Origin of the sequence: Superficieibacter electus (assembly GCF_002915575.1) — a bacterium.
Taxonomy (GTDB): Bacteria; Pseudomonadota; Gammaproteobacteria; order Enterobacterales; family Enterobacteriaceae; genus Superficieibacter; species Superficieibacter electus.
In genome coordinates, this window is the sequence record NZ_PQGD01000019.1 from 92,258 (window position 1) to 114,482 (window position 22,225).

General features: G+C 54.3%; 19 protein-coding genes. 6 read left to right on the plus strand and 13 right to left on the minus strand.

Features of this window, described 5'->3' with window-relative positions:
* Window positions 1–170: 170 nt before the first annotated feature.
* The 6 genes from glgP to asd all read right to left on the minus strand — a co-directional run bounded on the left by glgP (window position 171) and on the right by asd (window position 11,009).
* Complete coding sequence (gene glgP, locus CHU32_RS20965) at window positions 171–2,618, minus strand: glycogen phosphorylase (RefSeq protein WP_103677267.1); 2,448 nt, start codon at window positions 2,616–2,618, stop codon at window positions 171–173.
* A gap of 17 nt (window positions 2,619–2,635) precedes the next feature.
* A complete protein-coding gene (glgA, locus tag CHU32_RS20970) occupies window positions 2,636–4,069 on the minus strand; it encodes a glycogen synthase GlgA (protein WP_103677268.1) in 1,434 nt (477 codons plus the stop codon).
* 77 nt (window positions 4,070–4,146) lie between these two features.
* Entirely contained in the window at window positions 4,147–5,442 is a 1,296-nt protein-coding gene (glgC, locus tag CHU32_RS20975; RefSeq protein WP_103677269.1) for a glucose-1-phosphate adenylyltransferase, read from the minus strand.
* A 14-nt stretch (window positions 5,443–5,456) separates the two neighbouring features.
* A complete protein-coding gene (gene glgX, locus CHU32_RS20980) occupies window positions 5,457–7,433 on the minus strand; it encodes a glycogen debranching protein GlgX (RefSeq protein WP_103677270.1) in 1,977 nt (658 codons plus the stop codon).
* Window positions 7,430–9,616 (minus strand): 1,4-alpha-glucan branching enzyme, encoded by a 2,187-nt coding sequence (gene glgB / locus CHU32_RS20985; RefSeq protein ID WP_103677271.1) that lies wholly within the window; start codon window positions 9,614–9,616, stop codon window positions 7,430–7,432. Before glgB ends, glgX begins: the two co-directional genes overlap by 4 nt.
* A gap of 286 nt (window positions 9,617–9,902) precedes the next feature.
* On the minus strand, window positions 9,903–11,009 hold the full coding sequence (gene asd / locus CHU32_RS20990; protein ID WP_103677272.1) for an aspartate-semialdehyde dehydrogenase: 1,107 nt from the start codon (window positions 11,007–11,009) through the stop codon (window positions 9,903–9,905).
* A gap of 200 nt (window positions 11,010–11,209) precedes the next feature.
* Between asd and yhgN the strand changes: the two genes are divergently transcribed.
* Both yhgN and CHU32_RS21000 read left to right on the plus strand, forming a co-directional pair.
* Window positions 11,210–11,803, plus strand: a complete 594-nt coding sequence (yhgN, locus tag CHU32_RS20995) for an NAAT family transporter YhgN (RefSeq protein ID WP_103677273.1) — start codon at window positions 11,210–11,212, stop codon at window positions 11,801–11,803.
* A 1-nt stretch (window position 11,804) separates the two neighbouring features.
* Window positions 11,805–12,485: a DUF4440 domain-containing protein gene (locus CHU32_RS21000; RefSeq protein ID WP_103677274.1), complete on the plus strand. Its 681-nt coding sequence runs from the start codon at window positions 11,805–11,807 to the stop codon at window positions 12,483–12,485.
* Window position 12,486: 1 nt separating this feature from the next.
* Here the strand turns inward: CHU32_RS21000 and CHU32_RS21005 are convergent, their stop codons facing one another.
* Window positions 12,487–13,224, minus strand: a complete 738-nt coding sequence (locus tag CHU32_RS21005) for a metallophosphoesterase (RefSeq protein ID WP_342749269.1) — start codon at window positions 13,222–13,224, stop codon at window positions 12,487–12,489.
* 29 nt (window positions 13,225–13,253) lie between these two features.
* Between CHU32_RS21005 and CHU32_RS28805 the strand changes: the two genes are divergently transcribed.
* Both CHU32_RS28805 and CHU32_RS21010 read left to right on the plus strand, forming a co-directional pair.
* The gene (locus tag CHU32_RS28805) at window positions 13,254–13,382 is read left to right on the plus strand and encodes a hypothetical protein (RefSeq protein WP_256098365.1); all 129 of its coding nucleotides are present in this window, start codon (window positions 13,254–13,256) and stop codon (window positions 13,380–13,382) included.
* Window positions 13,383–13,570: 188 nt separating this feature from the next.
* A complete protein-coding gene (locus CHU32_RS21010) occupies window positions 13,571–14,266 on the plus strand; it encodes a TIGR00266 family protein (RefSeq protein ID WP_103677276.1) in 696 nt (231 codons plus the stop codon).
* Window positions 14,267–14,328: 62 nt separating this feature from the next.
* On the opposite strand, the gene gntU is transcribed toward CHU32_RS21010, so the two are convergent.
* From gntU to CHU32_RS21035, 5 genes are all read right to left on the minus strand, one after another.
* Complete coding sequence (gene gntU, locus CHU32_RS21015; RefSeq protein ID WP_103677277.1) at window positions 14,329–15,669, minus strand: gluconate transporter; 1,341 nt, start codon at window positions 15,667–15,669, stop codon at window positions 14,329–14,331.
* Window positions 15,666–16,199, minus strand: a complete 534-nt coding sequence (gene gntK, locus CHU32_RS21020) for a gluconokinase (RefSeq protein WP_103677278.1) — start codon at window positions 16,197–16,199, stop codon at window positions 15,666–15,668. Before gntK ends, gntU begins: the two co-directional genes overlap by 4 nt.
* A gap of 147 nt (window positions 16,200–16,346) precedes the next feature.
* Window positions 16,347–17,342 carry a gluconate operon transcriptional repressor GntR gene (gene gntR, locus CHU32_RS21025; RefSeq protein ID WP_103677279.1) on the minus strand — a complete coding sequence of 332 codons (996 nt, stop codon included), beginning with the start codon at window positions 17,340–17,342 and terminating at the stop codon, window positions 16,347–16,349.
* A 92-nt stretch (window positions 17,343–17,434) separates the two neighbouring features.
* Window positions 17,435–18,130, minus strand: a complete 696-nt coding sequence (locus CHU32_RS21030) for a pirin family protein (protein WP_103677280.1) — start codon at window positions 18,128–18,130, stop codon at window positions 17,435–17,437.
* Between the two features lie 122 nt (window positions 18,131–18,252).
* On the minus strand, window positions 18,253–19,290 hold the full coding sequence (locus CHU32_RS21035; protein WP_103677281.1) for an oxidoreductase: 1,038 nt from the start codon (window positions 19,288–19,290) through the stop codon (window positions 18,253–18,255).
* Window positions 19,291–19,428: 138 nt separating this feature from the next.
* Between CHU32_RS21035 and CHU32_RS21040 the strand changes: the two genes are divergently transcribed.
* Window positions 19,429–20,511, plus strand: coding sequence for a LacI family DNA-binding transcriptional regulator (locus CHU32_RS21040; RefSeq protein ID WP_103677282.1), 1,083 nt, complete (start codon window positions 19,429–19,431; stop codon window positions 20,509–20,511).
* Between the two features lie 426 nt (window positions 20,512–20,937).
* Window positions 20,938–21,459: an N-acetyltransferase gene (gene yhhY, locus CHU32_RS21050; RefSeq protein ID WP_103677284.1), complete on the plus strand. Its 522-nt coding sequence runs from the start codon at window positions 20,938–20,940 to the stop codon at window positions 21,457–21,459.
* A gap of 11 nt (window positions 21,460–21,470) precedes the next feature.
* Here yhhY and CHU32_RS21055 read toward each other — a convergent pair whose 3' ends face one another.
* The gene (locus tag CHU32_RS21055) at window positions 21,471–21,671 is read right to left on the minus strand and encodes a hypothetical protein (RefSeq protein ID WP_103750925.1); all 201 of its coding nucleotides are present in this window, start codon (window positions 21,669–21,671) and stop codon (window positions 21,471–21,473) included.
* Window positions 21,672–22,225 lie beyond the last annotated feature (554 nt).

Below are 22,225 nucleotides of genomic sequence, written 5' to 3' on the forward strand. Positions count from 1 at the left end.
GCACCACACCATACCGCCTGTAGGCCCGGTGGCGCTACGCTTACCGGGCCTACAGGCGGTGGGTAACTTACTGATAATGCGATATTTTGTGTAGGCCGGGTAAGGCGAAGCCGCCACCCGGCATTAGGGGTACAGAGGCATTTTCATGCCCCATACCACCAGAGTCACCGTTACAGCCTGACCGGCGTAATACCCCAAATCTGATCCGCATACTCCTGAATCGTCCTGTCGGAAGAGAAATAGCCCATGTTGGCGATATTGCGCATCGCTTTATTGGTCCATTCTTCTGGCTGACGATAAAGATCATCGACCTTGTCCTGGCAATCCACATAACTGCGGTAATCTGCCAGCACCTGGTAGTGATCGCCAAAGTTAATCAGTGAGTCCACCAGATCGCGGTAGCGGCCCGGTTCATCGGGGCTGAATACACCGGTAGCGATTTGGGTCAGCACCTGACGCAGCTCTTCATCTTCTTCGTAATAATCGCGTGGTTTGTAGCCCTGCCGGCGCAGTTCCTCAACCTCCTCCGCAGTATTACCGAAAATAAAGATGTTTTCCGCGCCAACGTGCTCCAGCATCTCGACGTTTGCGCCATCCAGAGTGCCAATGGTCAGCGCGCCGTTAAGGGCAAATTTCATGTTACTGGTGCCGGAGGCTTCGGTTCCCGCCAGTGAGATCTGCTCGGAGAGATCCGCTGCCGGAATGATGACCTGGGCCAGGCTCACGCTGTAGTTAGGGATAAACACCACTTTCAGCTTGTCGCCGATTTGCGGATCGTTGTTGATCACCTTCGCCACGTCGTTGATCAGATGGATGATATGCTTCGCCATGTAATACGCCGACGCCGCTTTACCCGCAAAGATGTTGACGCGGGGAACCCACTCTGCCGTCGGATCGTCTTTGATACGGTTATAACGGGTAATAACGTGCAGCACATTCATCAACTGCCGTTTGTACTCGTGGATACGTTTGATTTGCACATCAAACAGCGCTCGCGGATTGACCACCACATTAAGCTGCTGAGCAATCACCGTCGCCAGACGTTTTTTATTCTCCAGCTTCGCCTGATGCACCGCCTGGTTAACCAGCGGATAGTCGATATGCTGTTCCAGCTCGCTAAGCTGACTGAGATCGGTGCGCCAGGTACGGCCAATATTTTCATCCAGCACGCCAGACAGTGACGGGTTCGCCAGCGCCAGCCAGCGGCGTGGCGTCACGCCATTCGTCACGTTAGTAAAGCGGGTAGGGAAAATTTTGGCAAAATCGGCAAACAGTGACTGCACCATCAGGTTGGAGTGCAGTTCAGAGACGCCGTTAACTTTATGACTCGCAACCACCGCCAGCCAGGCCATTCTTACCCGACGGCCATTTGACTCATCAATAATCGACGCGCGGCTCAGCAGGCCGATATCTTCCGGATACTGTTCCTGCACCGTCTTAAGGAAGTAATCGTTGATTTCAAAAATGATTTGCAGATGGCGCGGCAAAATTTTACCGAGCATGTCTACCGGCCAGGTTTCCAGCGCTTCGCTCATCAACGTATGGTTGGTGTAGGAGAAGATCTGGCAGGTCATCTCAAACGCTTCATCCCAGGCGAATTTATGCTCATCAATGAGCAGGCGCATCAGCTCCGGAATTGATAATACGGGATGCGTGTCGTTAAGGTGAATCGCAGTTTTTTCCGCCAGATTGGCATAGGTTTTATGCAGCTGATAATGGCGACTTAAAATATCCTGAATCGTCGAAGAGACGAGGAAATACTCCTGACGCAGGCGCAATTCGCGTCCGGAATAGGTGGAATCATCCGGGTAAAGCACACGCGATACGTTCTCCGAGTGGTTTTTGTCTTCTACCGCGGCAAAGTAGTCGCCCTGGTTAAATTTACCAAGGTTGATTTCACTACTGGCCTGCGCATTCCACAAACGCAGCGTGTTGGTGGCATCGGTGTCGTAGCCGGGGATGATCTGATCGTACGCCACGGCGAGGATCTCTTCGGTCTCAATCCAGCGGCTTTTTTTACCTTCCTGCTGAATACGCCCACCAAAACGCACTTTATAGCGCGTATTATGGCGTTTAAACTCCCACGGGTTGCCGTATTCCAGCCAGTAGTCCGGTGACTCTTTCTGCCGACCGTCGACAATGTTTTGTTTAAACATGCCGTAGTCATAACGAATACCGTAACCGCGGCCCGGTAAGCCAAGCGTTGCCAGCGAATCGAGGAAACAGGCTGCCAGACGCCCCAGCCCGCCGTTACCCAGTCCCGGGTCGTTCTCTTCGTCAATCAGTTCTTCAAGGTTAAGCCCCATCTCCTCCAGAGCTTTATTCACGTCGTCATAGACGCCTAACGATAACAGCGCGTTAGAAAGGGTACGCCCAATCAAAAACTCCATTGAGAGATAATAAACCTGGCGCGTTTCCTGGGAAAGCTGAGCCCGGTTTGAACGAAGCCAGCGTTCAACCAGACGGTCGCGTACCGCAAATAACGTTGCGTTAAGCCACTCATGCTTGTTCGCAATAGCCGGGTCCTTCCCAATAGTGAACATGAGTTTATAGGCAATGGAATGCTTTAACGCCTCAATACTGTGCACAGGAGAGGCATAAGTAAATGGTGCATTCATCAACATGATTCCTGTCATTACATCAAACGTTGATAGAGATCGCGATAGGACTGTGCCGCAACATGCCAGCTAAAATCCATATGCATCGCCTGGCGTTGAACATAACGCCAGAGCGACGGACGCGACCACAACACAAAAGCGCGCCGGATCGCCCGTAACAGGGACCAGGCATTACTGTCTTCAAAGACAAAGCCACTGGCGACTCCATCCGCCAGATTCTCCAGAGAACTATCCGCAACAGTATCAGCCAGCCCGCCGGTGCGTCGTACCAGCGGTAGCGTGCCGTACTTCAAGCCATAAAGCTGGGTCAAACCGCAGGGTTCAAAGCGGCTGGGCACCAGAATAACGTCAGCGCCGCCCATAATGCGATGCGAGAAGGCTTCATGATAGCCAATCTGCACGCCAACCTGACCAGAATGTTCAGCAGCAGCGGCCAGGAACCCCTCCTGAAGCACAGGATCGCCCGCGCCCAGCAATGCCAGTTGTCCCCCCTGCTCCAGCAGCCCCGGTAACGCCTCAAGCACTAAGTCCAGTCCTTTCTGACTGGTCAGGCGGCTTACCACCGCGAACAGCGGGACTTTATCATCTACCTTCAGGCCCATGGCTATTTGCAACTGCCGCTTGTTTTCAGCCTTATTTTCCAGTGTATCCCGGCCATAGCGCGAGTTAAGCAGTAAGTCCGTTTCCGGACTCCATATCTGTTCATCTACGCCGTTGAGGATGCCGGTCAGGCGTCCTTCCATCTGCCGCTGACGAAGCAAACCTTCCATGCCGTAGGCAAACTGCGGCTGCGTGATTTCAAGGGCATAAGTCGGGCTAACCGCCGTAATATGATCGGCATAAAACAGCCCTGCTTTCAGGAAAGAAATTTGCCCTTCGAACTCCAGCCCGTGCATGTTATAGAACGACCATGGCAGTTGGATGTCATTCATATGATGCGCATAAAACAGCCCTTGATAGGCCAGGTTATGCACGGTGAAAATGGATTTCGCAGGATGGCCGCGCGCAGCAAGATAGGCAGGAGCCAGCCCCGCATGCCAGTCATGCGCATGCACCACATCCGGACGCCAGAACGGGTCCAGCCCGCAGGCCATCTCGCAACCTACCCACCCCAGCAACGCAAACCGCAGTACGTTATCGGTATAAGCGTACAGGTTGGTGTCATGGTAGGGACTCCCCGGGCGGTCATAAAGATGGGGGGCATCAATCAGGTAGATGCCCACGCCATTATAGTGCCCAAACAGCAGCGTTATATGTCCGGCAAATGTGTCGCGCCGCGTGACCACTTGCGCGTCGGGAATACCCCGGCGAATATCAGGAAACGCAGGAAGCAGTACGCGTGCATCAATTCCTTCCGCTTTCTGTGCTGCGGGTAACGCGCCAATCACGTCTGCCAGGCCGCCGGTTTTTAACAGCGGGAACATCTCAGAACATACATGTAAAACCTGCATTATCGCTCCTGTCACCACCGCAAGGCCCCCTGGCGCTTGCGGTAAAACAGCGCGCGGACCCCTTCCGCGCAAGGTTATTATTCGTCTTTCTGACTTTTCAGTTTATTCAGCATGTCTCTTGTAACCAGCACAATGCCTTCTTCTGAACGGTAGAAACGACGTGCATCTTCTTCAGCATTTTCGCCGATCACCAGCCCTTCCGGGATCACGCAGGCGCGATCGATAACACATCGACGCAAGCGGCATGAACGCCCTACCCACACATCCGGTAATAGCACGGATGAATCAATATTGCAGAAGGAATTAACGCGAACGCGCGGGAATAGCACGGACTGCACAACCACCGAGCCGGAGATGATACAGCCACCGGAAACCAGTGAGTTCAGCGTCATGCCATGGCTACCGGAACGATCCTGAACAAACTTTGCTGGCGGTAGCGATTCCATATGCGTGCGGATCGGCCAGTTCTGATCGTACATATCCAGCTCTGGCGTGACAGAGGCCAGATCGAGGTTAGCTTTCCAGTAGGCTTCAATAGTACCGACATCACGCCAGTACGGTTCAGCTTCCGGGTCTGATTGCACGCAGGACAGCGGGAAAGGATGCGCGTAGGCCAGGCCTGCTTTGGTAATCTGCGGAATAATGTCTTTACCGAAATCGTGGCTTGAATTTTCGTTAAGATCGTCCTGCTCCAGCAGTTCATACAGGTAGTCAGCTTTGAAAATATAGATCCCCATGCTGGCAAGCGATTTGGTGTCGTCACCAGGCATGGTCGGCGGATTAGCTGGCTTCTCGACGAAATCGATGATTTTGTCGTCTTCGTCAACGTGCATCACCCCGAACGCTGTGGCTTCTTCCTTGGGTACCGGCAGGCAGGCCACAGTGCAGCGCGCCCCTTTTTTGACGTGGTCGATCAGCATCCGCGAGTAGTCCTGCTTGTAGATATGATCGCCTGCCAGAATAACCACGTACTCCGCTTTGTAGCGGCGAATAACGTCGAGGTTCTGCGTGACTGCATCAGCAGTACCGCGATACCAGTTTTCACCGTGCACACGTTGCTGAGCAGGTAACAAATCGACGAATTCGTTCATTTCTTCGCTGAAGAATGACCAGCCGCGCTGAATATGCTGTACCAGAGTATGCGACTGGTACTGCGTAATCACGCCAATCCGGCGAATACCGGAGTTAATACAGTTAGATAAAGCAAAATCAATAATACGGAATTTTCCGCCGAAGTGGACGGCGGGTTTTGCCCGCGTCACCGTTAAATCTTTTAAGCGGGTTCCGCGTCCTCCTGCCAGGATCAGGGCAACAGACTTCATTGGCAACTGGCGCGACAGCATCAGCAAATCATCGTTTTCAAGCCTAACCATGTCGAACTCCTTTTTTATGACCTTTCAAATACGCACACTCCATGTGCGGGCCCGTGCCAGATAGCCATGACAACCGGATTATCCTTTCCGGCAAACGGAGGAATGGCGTGCCATTCCCCATCAGGTAAAACCATATCTACAACGTTCTGCGTGGCATTGAGCGTAATGAGCCAGCGGTCGGAAAGCAGAATTTGCATCTGCCGGGTCCCGCCCTGCCATTCACTGGCGCTTAGCGGCTGCGCCTGTGCATTAAGCCAATACACGTTGCCGTCTCCTTCCTGCCACCAGCTATCGCGGGTCAATGCGGGGATGCGCTGGCGCAGATGGATTAACGCCGCAGTAAATGTCATCAATCCTTTATTCGCCTGATTCCAGTCAAGCCAGGTCAGGGCGCTGTCCTGACAATACGCATTATTATTACCATGCTGACTATGGCCATGTTCATCGCCGGCGAGCAGCATTGGCGTGCCCTGAGCAAGCAGTAACGAGGTTATCAGAGCATGGACGCTGGCCCGTCGACGCTCAATCACATCAAGAATGCCGTCAAGTCCTTCTATACCATGATTATTGCTGTAATTTTTGTTAGTGCCATCGCGATTTTCTTCACCGTTAGCTTCGTTATGCTTCTCATTGAAGCAAACACAGTCACGCAGGGTAAATCCATCGTGCGCGGTCACCAGATTAATGGTCGCTGACGGCAGGCGACCATTGTTGCGGAAGACATCGCTCGACGCGGCAAAACGGCAGGCAAAATCACCCGTCGTCAGATCCTGCTGTAACCAGAAACGGCGGATAGCATCGCGGAAATGGTCGTTCCATTCCGCAAACAGCGGCGGAAAATTCCCGACCTGATATCCTCCATGACCAATGTCCCACGGCTCTGCAATCAGCTTTAACGAGGCTAATTGCGGATCGTTTTTCATCATTTCAAAGAGCGGCGCATCCTGACGAAACTCAGGTGTACGTCCCATGACCGAGGCCAGGTCGAAGCGAAAACCGTCAATATGGCATTCGTCAGCCCAGAATCGCAGGCACTGGTGGGCGTACTCAACGGTGCCCGGCAAGCTCAAATTGAGCGTATTGCCACAGCCGGTCCAGTTTTCGTAGTCACCATCCTCTCTGATCCAATAATAGCTACGGTTGTCGATTCCGCGCAGGGAGAAGGTCGGTCCGTCGAGGTCGATCTCCGCGCTGTGATTCAGCACGATGTCGAGGATCACTTCGATACCCGCTTTATGCAGCGCTTTGACTGTATCGCGAAATTCAGTGAGCGCTTTTGCCGGCTCACTGGCATAGCGCGGATCAACGGCAAACATCGCCAGTGGGTTATAGCCCCAGTAATTGGTCAGGCCCATACGTTGCAGGCGCGGCTCGCTGCTAAAATGCGCCACCGGAAGCAGCTCCAGCGCAGTAATACCCAGCGTTTTGAAATAATGGAGCATCACCGGGTGCGCCAGCGCCTTATACGTACCGCGGATCTCCTCCGGGATCTCCGGGTGTAAATACGTCAGCCCCTTAACGTGCGCTTCGTAAATTACCGTATTGCCCCACGGCGTGTGTGGTCGGGCGTCGTCGTCCCACTCATAACGCAAATCCACCACGACGCTGCGCGGTGCAACCGGCGCGCTGTCATGGTGATCGGGTTCGTTATGACCCCCATGAAACAGCGGATCGTCCTTCGGATGACCGTCGACCAAAAGCGCGCAAGGGTCGAGCAGCAGTTTCGCCGGGTTGAAGCGATGTCCCTGCGCAGGCTCCCACGGCCCGTGGACGCGGTAACCGTAGCGCAAGCCAGGTTTGGCCTGCGGAAGATAGCCGTGCCAGATATCCCCGCTGCGAGCGGGTAAATCGAAACGCTGCTCAAAACCCGCCTCGTCGAATACACAGAGCTCAACCCGTTCGGCATGCGCCGAGAACAGGGTAAAGTTCACGCCTTTGCCGTCAAAACGTGCGCCGAGCGGGGCCGGTTGTCCCGTTGTCAGTGCAATCATTCCGCCTCCCGCACCAGCCAGATGGTGGCAAGCGGCGGCAATGTCAGGCTCAGTGAATGTGGACGCCCGTGACTTTCGATATCGTCACTTTGTACTGCGCCGCCGTTACCCTCATTGCTACCGTGATAGTGCATAGAGTCGGTATTGAGCACCTCACGCCACTGGCCCGCCTGATTAACGCCAAAGCGGTAATCGTGGCGCGGAACCGGGGTAAAGTTACTGGCGACGATGATTTCATTGCCTTGCTGGTCGCGACGAACAAAAATCAGCACCGAACGTTCTTTGTCGTCCACCACCAGCCATTCAAAGCCATACGGATCAAAGTCCAGCTCGTGCAAAGCCTTATGATGGCGATAGGTCAGGTTGAGATCGCGGACCAGCCGCTGAACGCCGTGGTGCCAGTTGTCTGCGCCTTCCAACAAATGCCAGTCGAGGCTGACATCGTGATTCCACTCGCGTCCCTGGGCAAATTCATTACCCATAAACAGCAGCTTTTTACCGGGGAAGGCCCACATCCAACCATAGTAGGCACGCAGGCTGGCAAATTTCTGCCACGCATCGCCTGGCATGCGGTCGAGAATCGATTTTTTGCCGTGCACCACTTCGTCGTGCGACAACGGCAGCACAAAGTTTTCGGTGTAGTTGTATAGCATGCCGAAGGTCAGCTTATCGTGATGATGCTGACGATAAACCGGGTCAAGCTTCATGTAATCCAGAGTGTCGTGCATCCAGCCGAGGTTCCATTTGTACCAGAAGCCAAGACCGCCAGTATCTGCCGGACGCGATACGCCCGCAAAATCGGTTGATTCCTCCGCCATGCTCACGGCACCGGGTACCTGCTCGCCTAAAATGCGGTTCGTGGTACGTAAAAATTCGATAGCTTCCAGATTTTCGCGACCACCGAATTCATTGGGTATCCATTCCCCTTGCTTGCGGCTGTAGTCGCGATAAATCATCGACGCCACCGCATCCACGCGCAGGGCATCGATGCCGAAACGCTCGATCCAGTACAGGGCATTGCCCACCAGATAATTGCGGACTTCACGGCGTCCATAGTTGTAGATCAGTGTGTTCCAGTCCTGGTGATAACCTTCGCGCGGGTCACTGTGCTCATAGAGGTCGGTGCCGTCAAACTCGGCCAGACCAAAATCATCTGCCGGGAAGTGTCCGGGCACCCAGTCGAGGATCACGTTAAGACCCGCCGCATGGGCGGCATCAACGAAATAGCGGAAATCGTCACGGGTTCCAAAACGACGCGTTGGCGCATACAGACCGGTAGGCTGATAGCCCCAGCTGCCATCAAACGGGTGTTCATTGACCGGCAGCAATTCGAGATGGGTGAACCCCATCCATTTGGCGTAGGGAACCAGTTGATCCGCCAGTTCGCGGTAGCTCAGCCAGAAGTTGTCATCAGTATGGCGACGCCAGGAGCCGAGGTGCACTTCATAGATGGAGACAGGCGCGTCAAACTGATTGGCTTTTTTGCGCTCGTCGCTCTGCACCACTTTTTCCGGCAGGCCGCAAATCAGCGAGGCGGTTTCCGGGCGCATCTGGGCTTCAAAAGCATAAGGGTCGGCTTTAATGCGCAATTGACCATGGGCGTCGATAATTTCGTATTTGTAGAGCTGGCCGTTGTGCGCACCGGGAACAAAGAGTTCCCAGACGCCGCTCTCTTTACGCAGGCGCATCGGATGGCGGCGACCGTCCCAGAAATTAAACTGGCCGACCACAGAGACGCGCTGGGCATTCGGTGCCCAGACGGCAAAACGCGTGCCGGTCACGCCGTCCATCGTGTCGCCATGCGCGCCGAGCGTTTCGTATGGACGCAGGTGCGTACCTTCCGACAGCAGCCAGGCATCCAGCTCCTGAAGCAGAGGGCCAAAACGGTAAGGATCGTCAATCAGATTCTGCTGACCGTGCCAGATCACGGCAAGCTGATAGCGAAATGCATTTTTACGGCGCGGTAGAATACCGCTGAAGAAGCCCCGGGAATCCAGGCATTCGAGTTTACCCACCTTGCGGCCCGTTTTCGGCTCAATGACCCACACCTCAGTGGCGTCGGGTAGCAAGGCCCGGACTTCCAGCCCGGCATCAGTTCGATGCATGCCCAGTACGGAAAAAGGGTCCGCAAAGTGCCCGGCAATTAGCGCGTTAATCACGTCTCTGTCTACATGATTCGACATGGATCTCATCCTGTTTTATTTGTGTCGCTTCATTCCTGCGGTATATACCCGTCTTAACGAATTATTCAGGGTATACGTACACCTGGTTGCGACTTTTTTTGACCTGAACGGGGCTGCATAATTGCGTCCATCTCCGCCGTTCGACCTTCAGCCAAAGTGTATAAGCACCTTGCTTAAGCATAGCCAACGCCTTATTGCTCTCCCGAAAAAAAATGAAACATTGCGTTACTCCTTGTTTAGCGCAAAAAAAGGGGTGTTATTACACCCCGTTGTTTATGCTACGTCATTAGGCCAGTTGGCGTAGAATCCGCCGTAGCGGCTCCGCTGCGCCCCACAGAAGCTGGTCGCCAACGGTAAATGCCGACAAATATTCTGGCCCCATATTCAGTTTACGCAGGCGGCCCACCGGTGTGGTCAGCGTACCGGTGACGGCAGCCGGGGTCAGCTCACGCATGGAAAGCTCGCGATCGTTAGGAATGACTTTAGCCCACGGATTATGCGCCGCCAGTAATTCCTCGATAGTCGGCACAGAAACATCTTTTTTCAGCTTGATGGTGAAAGCCTGGCTGTGGCAGCGTAGCGCCCCTACGCGCACGCACAGACCATCAACCGGAATGGTTGTGGTGGTGCCGAGGATTTTGTTGGTTTCCGCCTGCCCTTTCCACTCTTCACGGCTCTGGCCGTTATCAAGCTGTTTGTCGATCCACGGGATCAGGCTGCCCGCCAGCGGCACGCCGAAGTTGTCCATCGGCAGATCGCCGCTGCGGGTCAGGGTGGTGACTTTACGTTCGATATCCAGGATCGCAGATGCCGGGTTCGCCAGCTCATCGGCCACGTGATGATAAAGCTGCCCCATCTGCGCCAGCAGTTCGCGCATGTGACGCGCGCCGCCGCCAGAAGCCGCCTGATAGGTGGCAACAGAGACCCAGTCCACCAGATCGTTAGCAAACAGACCGCCAAGCGACATCAGCATCAGGCTGACGGTACAGTTACCCCCGACAAAAGTTTTCACGCCGTTATTCAGACCGTGGGTGATCACGTCCTGGTTGACCGGATCGAGGATAATGATCGCCTCATCTTTCATACGCAGTGAAGACGCCGCGTCGATCCAGTAGCCCTGCCAGCCGCTTTCACGAAGCTTTGGATAGATTTCATTGGTATAATCGCCGCCCTGGCAGGTGACGATAATGTCGAGCGCCTTCAGCGCCTCAAGATCAAAGGCATCCTGAAGCGTACCGCCCTGGCTGCCGCCGAACGTCGGCGCGGCCTGGCCCAATTGGGAAGTAGAGAAGAAGACGGGACGAATGGCGTCGAAATCGCGCTCTTCAACCATGCGTTGCATGAGGACAGAGCCGACCATTCCGCGCCAACCAATAAAACCAACATTTTTCATAGCGTTTTTCCTGCGAAGATGTGTGCTGTTGTGCAAGCCAGTCACCTGGTGTGTTATACCCTTCACCATACAAAAAGCAGGCAAAGTCGCAAGTGAAATTAATCAATGATGGTCATACCATCAGAAGAGCGACTTATCATGCTCACCATCGTTGTGAAAACGAAAAATAAATACACACTGATTATCAGGGAAATTAGTTAATGAATGACATCATTTCAGCCGCCGTTTTGTTGATCCTGATTATGGACCCACTGGGAAATTTACCGATTTTTATGTCGGTGCTGAAGCACACGGAACCAAAACGTCGGCGGGCGATTATGATCCGCGAGCTGTTTATCGCCCTGCTACTGATGCTGATTTTTCTGTTCGCGGGCGAAAAAATTCTCGCCTTCCTCAGCCTGCGCGCCGAGACGGTCTCTATCTCCGGCGGCATTATTCTGTTCCTGATCGCCATCAAAATGATTTTTCCCAGCGCCTCGGGCAACAGTACTGGATTACCTGCGGGCGAAGAGCCGTTTATCGTGCCGCTGGCGATCCCGCTGGTGGCCGGGCCGACGCTGCTGGCGACGCTGATGCTACTGTCGCATCAGTATCCTAATCAGATGGGTCACCTGGTGATCGCGCTGCTGCTGGCCTGGGGCGGCACGTTTGTGATCCTGCTGCAATCCTCGCTGTTCCTGCGTTTGCTGGGCGAGAAAGGGGTTAACGCGCTGGAGCGGCTGATGGGGCTAATCCTGGTAATGCTCGCTACCCAGATGTTCCTCGACGGCATCCGGATGTGGATGAAAGGCTAAGATGCAAACGCTGTCGATAGTGCCACGCCTGCTGCCGGAGGTCCGCGCCGGCCATAAGCGTCATACGATACGCTGGCGTGAGCGTACGATTTCACCGGGTCCGCTGTGCTATATCAACGCCGACGATCCGCAGGATATCGTCAACGTCCGGGTTACCGGCGTCGCACGTATGCCGCTTTCATCAGTGGCGGAATATCTCGGCAAATCCGACGAATGGCCTGATGCCGTATTGCTGGAAGGGATGCGAGAGCACTACCCGGAAATTCGGCTGGATTCAGAAGTGGAGGTTATTCACCATTCTGCGCCCCTGGGCAAGGAAACGGATTGCGCTGATTTGCTGGCGTTATTGACGCACCTGGAATGCAGCCTCCATCAGCAGCAGCGCCATGACCGCAACTGGCTTGAGGCACTCCTGCATCCGGATTTTAGCGAAATCACCCGGTCCGGCGTTCTGGTTAACCGCGAGGAGACCATCAACGCGCTTAGCCAGGAACCTCATGCGCCGGGGCCGATCGCGTCAGATTTTCGCCTTCTTATAACGGGCGACGACAGCGCCACGCTGATTTACCGCACCATTTTGCCTGACGGCACCCGCGCCGCGCTTCGTTCATCGTGCTGGGTGTTGTCGGCAAAGGGATGCTGGCAGATGATGTTTCATCAGGGTACGCCCGCGGAATCGTAAATCAAACGGCAACCGTATGGCTGACCAGCACACCATGATGATATCGGTGGATCATCAGCATAACGGGATCGTTGACCGGCGGCACCTTATCGCCGCCAAACCATAATGGGTTAGCTGGGCACACTGAGCCGCAGATATAAACGGGGATACCCGCAAAGCGGCTTGCCATTGGCCGGTGGACGTGTCCGGTTGCGATAGCCAACGGTTTATGCGGCAGGCGGAGGAGCATATCGGCCAGCGCTTCGCTACCATCACACATAATTTCATCCATCGTGGGAATGCCGCTCGCAAAAATATGATGATGCATAAAGATTATTGAGTCAGTCGCACCGCCAGTGGTCAGCGTATTCTCCAGCCAGTCAAGTTGGTGCTGAATACGTCCTGCGCCGTTGTGCGGGACCGTGGTATCCACACCGATTAAACGCAGTGCGCCGGTATCCATAACGAGATTTAACGCGCTATCCGGGGCATTGCTGACCCACATTCCCTTCCATATCTGATTCATTGCCTCGCGATCATCTGCGTTACCGGGAAGAATCAACACGGGATACGCCAGACGGTTGAACTGGCCGGCGAGCGTTGCGTAGCCCTTATGCCAGTCTTCATCTGTCAGATCGCCGGTAACGATCAGCACATCCGGCCCCACCGTTTCCAGCCATGCCAGAGCATGTTCAAGCCGTGCCAGATTGGCATTATTCGGCGACGCATGTATATCGGAAAGCTGGGCAATAATCATCATGACTCCTGATATGCCGACGGAAAAGTATCATGCTGAGTGTAGAGAATGATGGCAATGACGTCATGCTGGTAGCGGGTAAAGTGTCCAGGCATCTACAGGATTTAGTCATCTATTTTGCCGATACCCTGAAAGCGCTACGCTGGCTAAATTCCCCTTAAGGCCAGGTCGCGATCGTTCTGTAAAATGCATAAATTCATGTCGCTGTCTACTACCGGACTTATCGGCTAAAAATAATTCATACAGGCGAGTGAAACGATATGATTTGTTCCGGTAATATCCTCAACGGCAATGTATCAGGCGCATCTCTTCAGTAATGGAATGCACTTATTCACTAACGGAGTGACTTATGAAGTATGAACTCTCAAGCGAAGGCTCCTGCCCGCTGGTATTAATTTCTCTCGGCATGGGCGAACAGGTCAGTATTGAACGCGGTTCAATGGTTTTTCATAACGGTAAGGTGAACCTTGAAGGCCACATGAACCAGAATGGCTCAGGCATGCTGGGCGGGATCATCAAAGCTGCTGCGCGCTCGGTGGTCAGCGGCGAAAGTTTTTTTGTTACTACCGCCACCGGTACGGCCAATGACGGGCTACTGGCCATCTCTTCCGGCAGCATCGGTAATATCAAAGCGCTGGAAGTGGGGAAAAGTACCTGGCGACTGAACGACGGCGCTTTTCTGGCCTGCGACAGCAGCGTGACTTACAGCATGAAAAGCCAGTCCGCAGGCCGCGCCATTTTCGGCGGCACTGGTGGGCTTTTCGTAATGGAAACGGCCGGAACAGGCACGCTGCTGGTGAACGGTTTTGGTGAAATCGTCGAGCTGGAACTGGACGGCAACGATACGCTGGTGGTGGATAACCTCCACGTTGTCGCGTGGGAAAATACGCTCTCGTATAATATTAAGATGGCCTCCGGTATTTTTGGCTTTAAAACCGGCGAGGGCGTGGTGAATGAATTCTCCGGCAGGGGCAAACTGCTGGTGCAGTCGAAGAATATTAAGGAATTTGCTTCGACGCTGGCCCCTTATTTAATGAAGAAATAAGTGCCCTGCCGAAGTAAAACGTGTTAGCCCGGCTCGCGCGTAAACGCCGCCGGGCAGGCTACTTAACTCAACACACTAAACGCAATCGCACCGACAATCGCCCCAACGGTCCCGAGGATGGTTTCCATCATCGTCCAGGTCTTCAGCGTTTGTGCTTCGGTGGCCCCGGTAAATTTACCGAACAGCCAGAAACCAGCGTCATTGACGTGGCTGACCACAATCGAGCCGCCCGCGATGCAGATAGACAACGCGGCCATCTGTGCGCCGCTGTAGTGGAGCTGTTCGATGACGGGCATCACCAGGCCGACGGCCGTTAAGCACGCGACGGTGGCCGAGCCCTGGATAATACGCACCGCTGCTGCCAGCACGAAGCAGGTAATGGCAATCGGTAATCCCATACCGGTTAACGCTTCACCCAGCGCCGGGCCAACGCCGGAATCCACCAGTACCTGTTTGAATACGCCACCGGCACCGATCACCAGCAGAATGATGCCCGCCGGTTGCAGCGCGTGACCGCAAATTTCCATCACCCGGTCTTTCGCCATGCCCTGACGGATTGCCAGACCATAAATGGCGACCAGGCACGCCACGAGGATCGCGGTGAACGGATGACCAATAAACTCAAACCATTCATATGCCGTAGAGCCCTGCGGCACAAAACGGGCAGCGATGGTTTTTAACCCCACCAGCACCAGCGGCAGCAGGATCAGCGACAGGCTAAAGCCGAAGGACGGCATTTTGCCTTCGCCCAGGTGCGGCTCGGTAATGTCAGCCGGAACATGCAGTTCCACATAACGGCTGATAAAGTTGCCCCACAGCGGCCCGGCGATGATCATGCCAGGGATAGCCGCGCACAGGCCGATGAGGATCATCCAGCCAAAATCAGCGTGCATTTGCGAGGCCAGCAGCATCGGCGCAGGCCCCGGCAACAGAAAGGCTGCCGCAGCGGCAACGCCAGCGAACAGCGGGATCACCAGTTTCACCAGATTTGTGCCGGTATGGCGGGCCATGGAAAAGGCGACGCTTATCAGCAGCACTATCGCCACTTCAAAAAACAGCGGCAACGCACAAATCAGTCCCGCCAGACCAATCGCATAATGCGCCCGGCTGTGGCCGAACGATTTGAGCATTTTAACGGCGATCTGATCGACCGCGCCCGTTTCATGCAGGATCTTACCGAACATCGCGCCGAGCGCGACCACAATTGCCAGGAATCCCAGCGTACCGCCCATCCCTTTTTCCATAGTCGCCGCGATTTTGTCGAGCGGCATACCGGAAAAAAGCCCTGCACCAATGGAAACCACCATCAAAGCGACGAAGGCGTGCATACGCGCCTTCATCACTAAAAACAGCAGCAGCAATACCGAGCCGACTGCTGTTAACACAAGCGTTAATGTACTCACTGATTACTGCCTTTGTTGATTACCTCAATGGTGCTGGCGACCACGCCTTCCAGCGGCTGATCGATATCCACAACCAGCACATCGCGCTCGTCCGCGCCTGGCTCCTGCAGGGTTTCAAACTGGGTAACCAACATCTGCGTTTTGAAGAAGTGGCCTTTACGCGCTTTCAGGCGGCTTTCAATCACCGCAAAATCGCCCTTCAGGTAGATGAAAGAGAGATTCGGATTGCCTTCGCGTAACTGGTCGCGATAGTGCTTTTTCAACGCCGAGCAGACGATCAGCGACACTTTGTTAGTCCGCTGCATGGCGAAAGCGGCGTCGTTCAACGCCTGGAGCCACGGTCTGCGATCGTCGTCGTTCAGCGGTTCGCCGGAGGCCATTTTATTAATGTTGCTACGCGGGTGAAGAAAATCACCATCCAGAAACGCCGCGTGAAGCTGATGTGCGACTTCACTGGCAACTGCCGATTTACCGCTGCCGGAGACGCCCATCAGGACGTAGATGTGGTGATCATGATTAGTTGTGCTCAAAGCGCCCTCCCACAAGGACTGATTAGCCAATTCAATGAATTGTTACGGGTAACAGTTATCGGTAACATTGTCCTGTCGGACCATCAGAGAAGCAATAACCATCGATCCCAGAAGTGAATAAGTGTGAGCTACGTCAAATTTGTCAGACTAAATAGATCCACCCGGTGACAATGTGAAACCTAAATCTAACATTTTCGGCGTTACGGCCTCGCCACGGATACGCGCCAACAGACGTTCGGCACCGATGCGTCCCATCCGCTCACGCGGCGTCAGCACGCTGGCAAGCCTCGGCTCCATCACCTGACCGATATCGTGGCCGTGAAAACCGGCAATCGCGATATCGTGTGGAATATTCATCCCCAGGCGCTGGCACTCAAACGCTGCCCCTACCGCGAGGTCATCATTGGTACAGAAGATGCCATCAAGTTGCGGGTATTCGCGGCGCGCCTGACGCATCAGCTCAATGCCCGACGAGTAGGAGGAGGATTGCTCAACCATCACACTGTAAGGCACCAGCCCGGCATTCAGCATCGCCTGCTCGTAGCCCTTCTGTTTGATAATAGTACGTTCATCAAGACGTGCGCCCAGATAGGCGACGTGGCGATGACCACGGTCGATGATCGCGGCGGTCATCTGGCGGGCGGCCTCGAAGTTGTCAAAACCGACGGCGATATCCAGGCACGGTGACTGGCTGTCCATCAGTTCTACCACCGGGATGCCGGCGACTTCGATCATTTTCAGGGTGCGGGGGGTGTGGGTGCGCTCAGTGAGGATTAGCCCGTCAATGTTCCAGGAGAGCATCGACTCCAGCCGCTCCTGCTCCATCTCTGGTTTATAACCGTAGTGTGCCAGCATGGTCTGGTAGCCATGCGCGTCGGTCACGCTTTCGATACCGCGCAATACTTCGGCAAACACCTGGTTGGTCAATGACGGCAGGAGGACGCCCACCGCACGGCTGGTGGCGTTGGAAAGGATATCAGGGGCGCGGTTGGGAATATAACCCAGTTCGTCAAGGACGGCGGCAATCTTGCCACGCAGCGCCACGGAGACCTGCTCCGGGTTACGTAAAAACCGGCTGACCGTCATTTTGGTCACGCCGACGCGATCGGCCACATCCTGGAGTACGGGTCTTTTCTTTTTCATCGTCCGCAAAGAGTAAACAGGGAAACATTTCCTCAGTTTACCACGGACGACGCTCAACCTTTCCTGCCATCAGGAAAGGTTGAGCAAATTATTTATACCGGCGGCAAATCAAACAGCAGAATTTCACTGTTGCTGTTGGCATGTACGGAGATGGCCTGTTCGTCCCAAATCGCCAGGCCATCGGCGGTGGAGGCGTTGGTCCCGTTGATAGTCACTTCACCTTTCACGACCTGAACCCAGACGCGGCGGTCGGCGGCAATCTGATGAATCGACTGCTCATCTTTTGCCAGCGCCCAGCGGTACAGTTCCATATCCTGATTCACCTTCAGGGACCCGTCACGGGCATTCGGCGAAAGTACCAGCTGTTTACCCTGCGCGGCGTCAAAACGGCGCTGCTCATAACGCGGGGAGATGCCGTTTTTTTCCGGCATGATCCAGATTTGATACAGGTGCAGACGTTCGCTGTCACTCGGGTTGTACTCAGAGTGCCGTACACCGGTACCGGCGCTCATGATCTGGAATTCCCCGGCGGGCACCTGCTCTTTATTGCCCATGCTGTCCTGATGCTCCACCACGCCTTCCAGTACGTAGGTCAGGATTTCCATATCTTTATGCGGATGAGTACCGAACCCCTGCCCGGCGTCAATCACGTCATCGTTAATGACGCGCAGCGCTGAGAAGCCCATGAAATTAGCGTCGTAATAGTTGGCAAACGAGAACGTGTGCCAGGAATCCAGCCAGCCGTGATTAGCGTGTCCGCGATCGTGAGCGTTGCGTAAATAGATCATGTGTTTACTCCCGTATGCTGTCGATGGAGTAAGTCTGGACCGAAAGCAGACAGGATCATAGAGGGTGAAAATTGACTCCTCTGTTCAAAAAATATGAACAACTTTTGAGGAGTCGATTTACGTTATAAGGCGAGGGTGATCGTAGCCGGTGAAGCCTGCTCGAATCCGCGTTCGAGGATCTCCAGATTGGTCATTACCTCAGATTCTTTGACGAAATTCGCCGCGCCAGTGGTGATGGTGGCATAAAGCGCGTCATAGACCCGGCCATAGTCTCCTGTTTCTGGCACGATCTCTTCACGGACAGTTACCCCTTCATCATTTACGTATTCCAGTTGACCTACGCTTTGATCGGCGGCAAAGCCTTTATCACCCGGCATAATGTTTGCTTTCAGGCTGGTTTCCTGCTGGTCGATGCCGTATTTAATAAACGAGCCTTTAGTACCGTGGACGATAAATTTCGGGTAGTCGATTTTGACCAGATGACTGGTTTTAACAATCGCTTTCAGGTCGCCATAAAAGAGCTGCGCTTCAAAGGTATCGTCCGGATTTTCTTTATTACGCAGGCTGCGGATGTCATACGCGACATGATCGGGACGGCCAAACAGGGAAATAACCTGATCCATTGTATGTACGCCCAGGCCATAAAACATGCCGTCCTGGGGCAGGCCGGGCTTGGTTTCCGCCACCGGGCGGTAGTAATCAAAATGGCTTTCAAACTCAACGATGTCACCAAGTTTGCCGCTTTCAATCACTTTTTTAGCGGTCAGAAAGCAGGAGTCAAAGCGACGGTTCTGATACGGCGTTACCGTCAGGCCCTTGCTTTTCGCCAGTTCAAACAGCGTTTTTGCCTCGGCCATGGTCGGCGTAAACGGTTTTTCCACCAGCACATTTTTGCCGGCTTCCAGCGCGCGTTTTGCATAGTCGAAGTGGCTGTCAGCATGGGTACAGACGATCACCAGTTTGACCTTTTCATCGTTCAGGATTTCATTCAGATCGCTGGTGAAATGAATATGCGAATACTGCGGCTGCTGCTCTTCCGGCTTTGCATGACGGCGAAAAATATGCGCCACATGCCAGCTTTCTTTGCGGTTGAGCACATAGGGAAGATGGTACCGGGTGGTGCTTTTACCGAATCCGATAAATGCGCAATCCAGGGTCATTGCTGTATCCTTTTTTTGACGTCGAATAACATTAACCTTAATGCATTTTCGCGAGGGATGGCACGTTGATTATCCGGCGCAGCCACGGAATATGTGTAAAATAGCCCGGTCCGTCATGTACCTTTAAGGAAGCCCGGCATGAAACCCAAATCTGTCACGCTGTACGATGTCGCCGACTATGCCGGTGTCTCTTATCAGACCGTTTCACGGGTGATCAATCAGGCCAGCCACGTTTCTCAGAAAACCCGGCTTAAGGTTGAGCAAGCAATGCAGGCGCTGCATTACGTGCCCAACCGGGTGGCCCAGCAGTTAGCCGGAAAGCAGAGCCAGACTATCGGGCTGGCGATCACTAATCTTTCTCTACATGCGCCCTCGCAGATTGCTGCGGCGATCAAATCCAGAGCGGGAGAGCAGCAGTTTAATGTGGTGATTTCGATGGTTGAAAAGCCGGGGCTGGAGGCATGCAAAGCCGCCATAAATAGCCTGCTTTCTCAGCGCGTTGACGGTCTTATCGTGAATATTCCGCTGGAGGATGAGGATGCGCTGATGGTACAGGCTGCGTGTGGTGGCGTACCGGTGCTGTTTCTCGACGTTTCCCCCACGCTTCCGGCACCTCATATTATTTTCGATCCTTTTGCAGGCGCACGTCTTGGTGTCGATCATCTGGTCAGCCAGGGGCACCGGGATATCGCGTTACTGACCGGCCCGCTGGCGTCGGTTTCTGCTCGTCTGCGTTTTGAAGGCTGGCAGCAGCAGCTCGCGCATTATCAACTCCGCGCCGCAGCGGTCCTGCACGGTGACTGGAGCTCGCTGTCCGGGTATGAGCAAACCCTGCGTCTGCTACAGAGCAAGACGCCGTCCACTGCTATTCTGGTCGCCAACGATCAAATGGCGCTGGGGGCGCTGCGGGCATTTTCTGAGGCGGGCCTGCGGGTGCCAGAGGAGATGTCGGTGATTGGTTATGACGATACCGAAGACAGCGCCTGTTTTATTCCACCGTTGACCACCATTAAGCAGGATTTCAAAGTGCTGGGCCGGGCAAGCGTGGCCCGCCTGATGTCGTTGATTCACGTGGAGCATGACGATCCTGTCTCGCAGATCCTGCCAGTCGCTCTGGTGGAGCGCAGGACCACCCTCTCGCCGGGAAATACCTCGCCAACACCACACGCACTGGCAGAGGCGCTGACAAAGCTGGCATATCAGGTGGCTCGCCTGAGCTGACGCTTGATCACGTGGCACGGCAGCGCGGTGCTTGCTCGGGCCTGAGCTGAATTTAACCCGCCGAAAAAAATGACTTTTAAACCGTTAACCGGATAAGGTGCAGCCGCCATCCGGCAGGTCGCGCCGTATTGCCGGCAACAGGGGCAGCCTCCACATGGGGGGCGGGAAGTTAACGCTTTGCAGAAACGGGAAATGCTCTTCTGAAGATAAAAAAAAGCCAGCACGCGGCTGGCTAAGATAATACTGGAAGCAATGTGAGCAATGTCGTGCTTTCAGGTTCTCCGTGAAGGACTCCCTGAATGCATGACAATAATAATCATTATCATTCGCACTTGTCTACCCCTTTTTTGAAAATTTTAGCGGTTGACAGGCCTCTGAAAGTCATTGATGTTAAAGGGGACTTATAACTCACTGAGGATAAAAGGAATGAGCGAGATAGTGATACGCCACATTGAAACACGCGACGCAGAAGCATTACGTCAAATCAATGCGCATCCCGAGGTGTATCCTGATCTGCTACAACTTCCTCATCCTTCTGTTGAGCTATGGCAGGATCGCCTGAAACCCCAGCCCGGCCTCCGACATCTGGTGGCCTGCATTGACGATCGGGTTGTGGGACATCTGGCACTGCGCGTGGAACAAAATGCGCGGCGCGGCCACGTCGCCAGTATTGGTATCAGCACCGCGCCTGATTTCCGCAAACGAGGAGTGGGGTCGGCCCTGATGCGTGAAATGATTAGTCTTTGCGATAACTGGCTACGTATTGATCGAATCGAGTTAACGGTATTTACCAGTAACGCTGTGGCCGTAGCGCTATACCAGAAATTTGGTTTTGAGATTGAGGGAACCGGTAAGAACTATGCCCTGCGTAACGGTAAATACGTGGACGCGTATTTTATGGCGCGGGTGAAAGAGACAGTCGCTTCTGTTGATCACAAGAAGCAGTAATAAACTACTCGTCATTCAATAATGATAGCGAAAATGGTCAGGGGTTGCCCCCTGACCGGCTCCGGGCGCGTTGCCGGTGCGGCAGGCAGCCCGGTTAACCGCCCCCGGTATTTACGGCGGCGGGCGATATACAGCAGGATAAGACCGGATAACACACCCGCAAGGGTGCACACCGTCAGATCCTGCAACATCGCCATCAACACGTGCTGCATCGTATAGCCTTTTCTGATTGCACCGGCAACCGTTCGCGGCTATTCTTAACTTGTCTGGAGATAAGAATTGCCCTCGTCAGTTGCCTTAAAAACAACGTGCGAGGGTTTTTTCTTTCCAGCAGTCACGCCGCCAGGGTTAAAGCCCCCGCAACGTTGCGCCTGGTCAGCATGAATACTGACGTGACGCTATTCTACTCCCCCATTCCGCCGTCTGGCTTGAGCAACAAATGCTTAGCGGATTTCTCTTTTCCCGGCCTGTTACAGGGTAAGTTGATGCGTGGCAAAGTGTCTGGCAGAGCGCCATGGAAAAAACGGCCCTTCAGGCAGCGAAAATGGTCAGGGGTTGCCCCCTGACCGGCTCCGGGCGCGTTGCCGGTGCGGCAGGCAGCCCGGTTAACGGCCGCCGTTATTTACGGCGGCGGGCGATATACATCAGGAACAATCCGGATAACACACCCGCAAGAGTGCACACCGTCAGATCCTGCAACATCGCCATCAACACGTGCTGCATCGTATAGCCTTTTCTGATTGCACCGGCAACCGTTCGCGGCTAT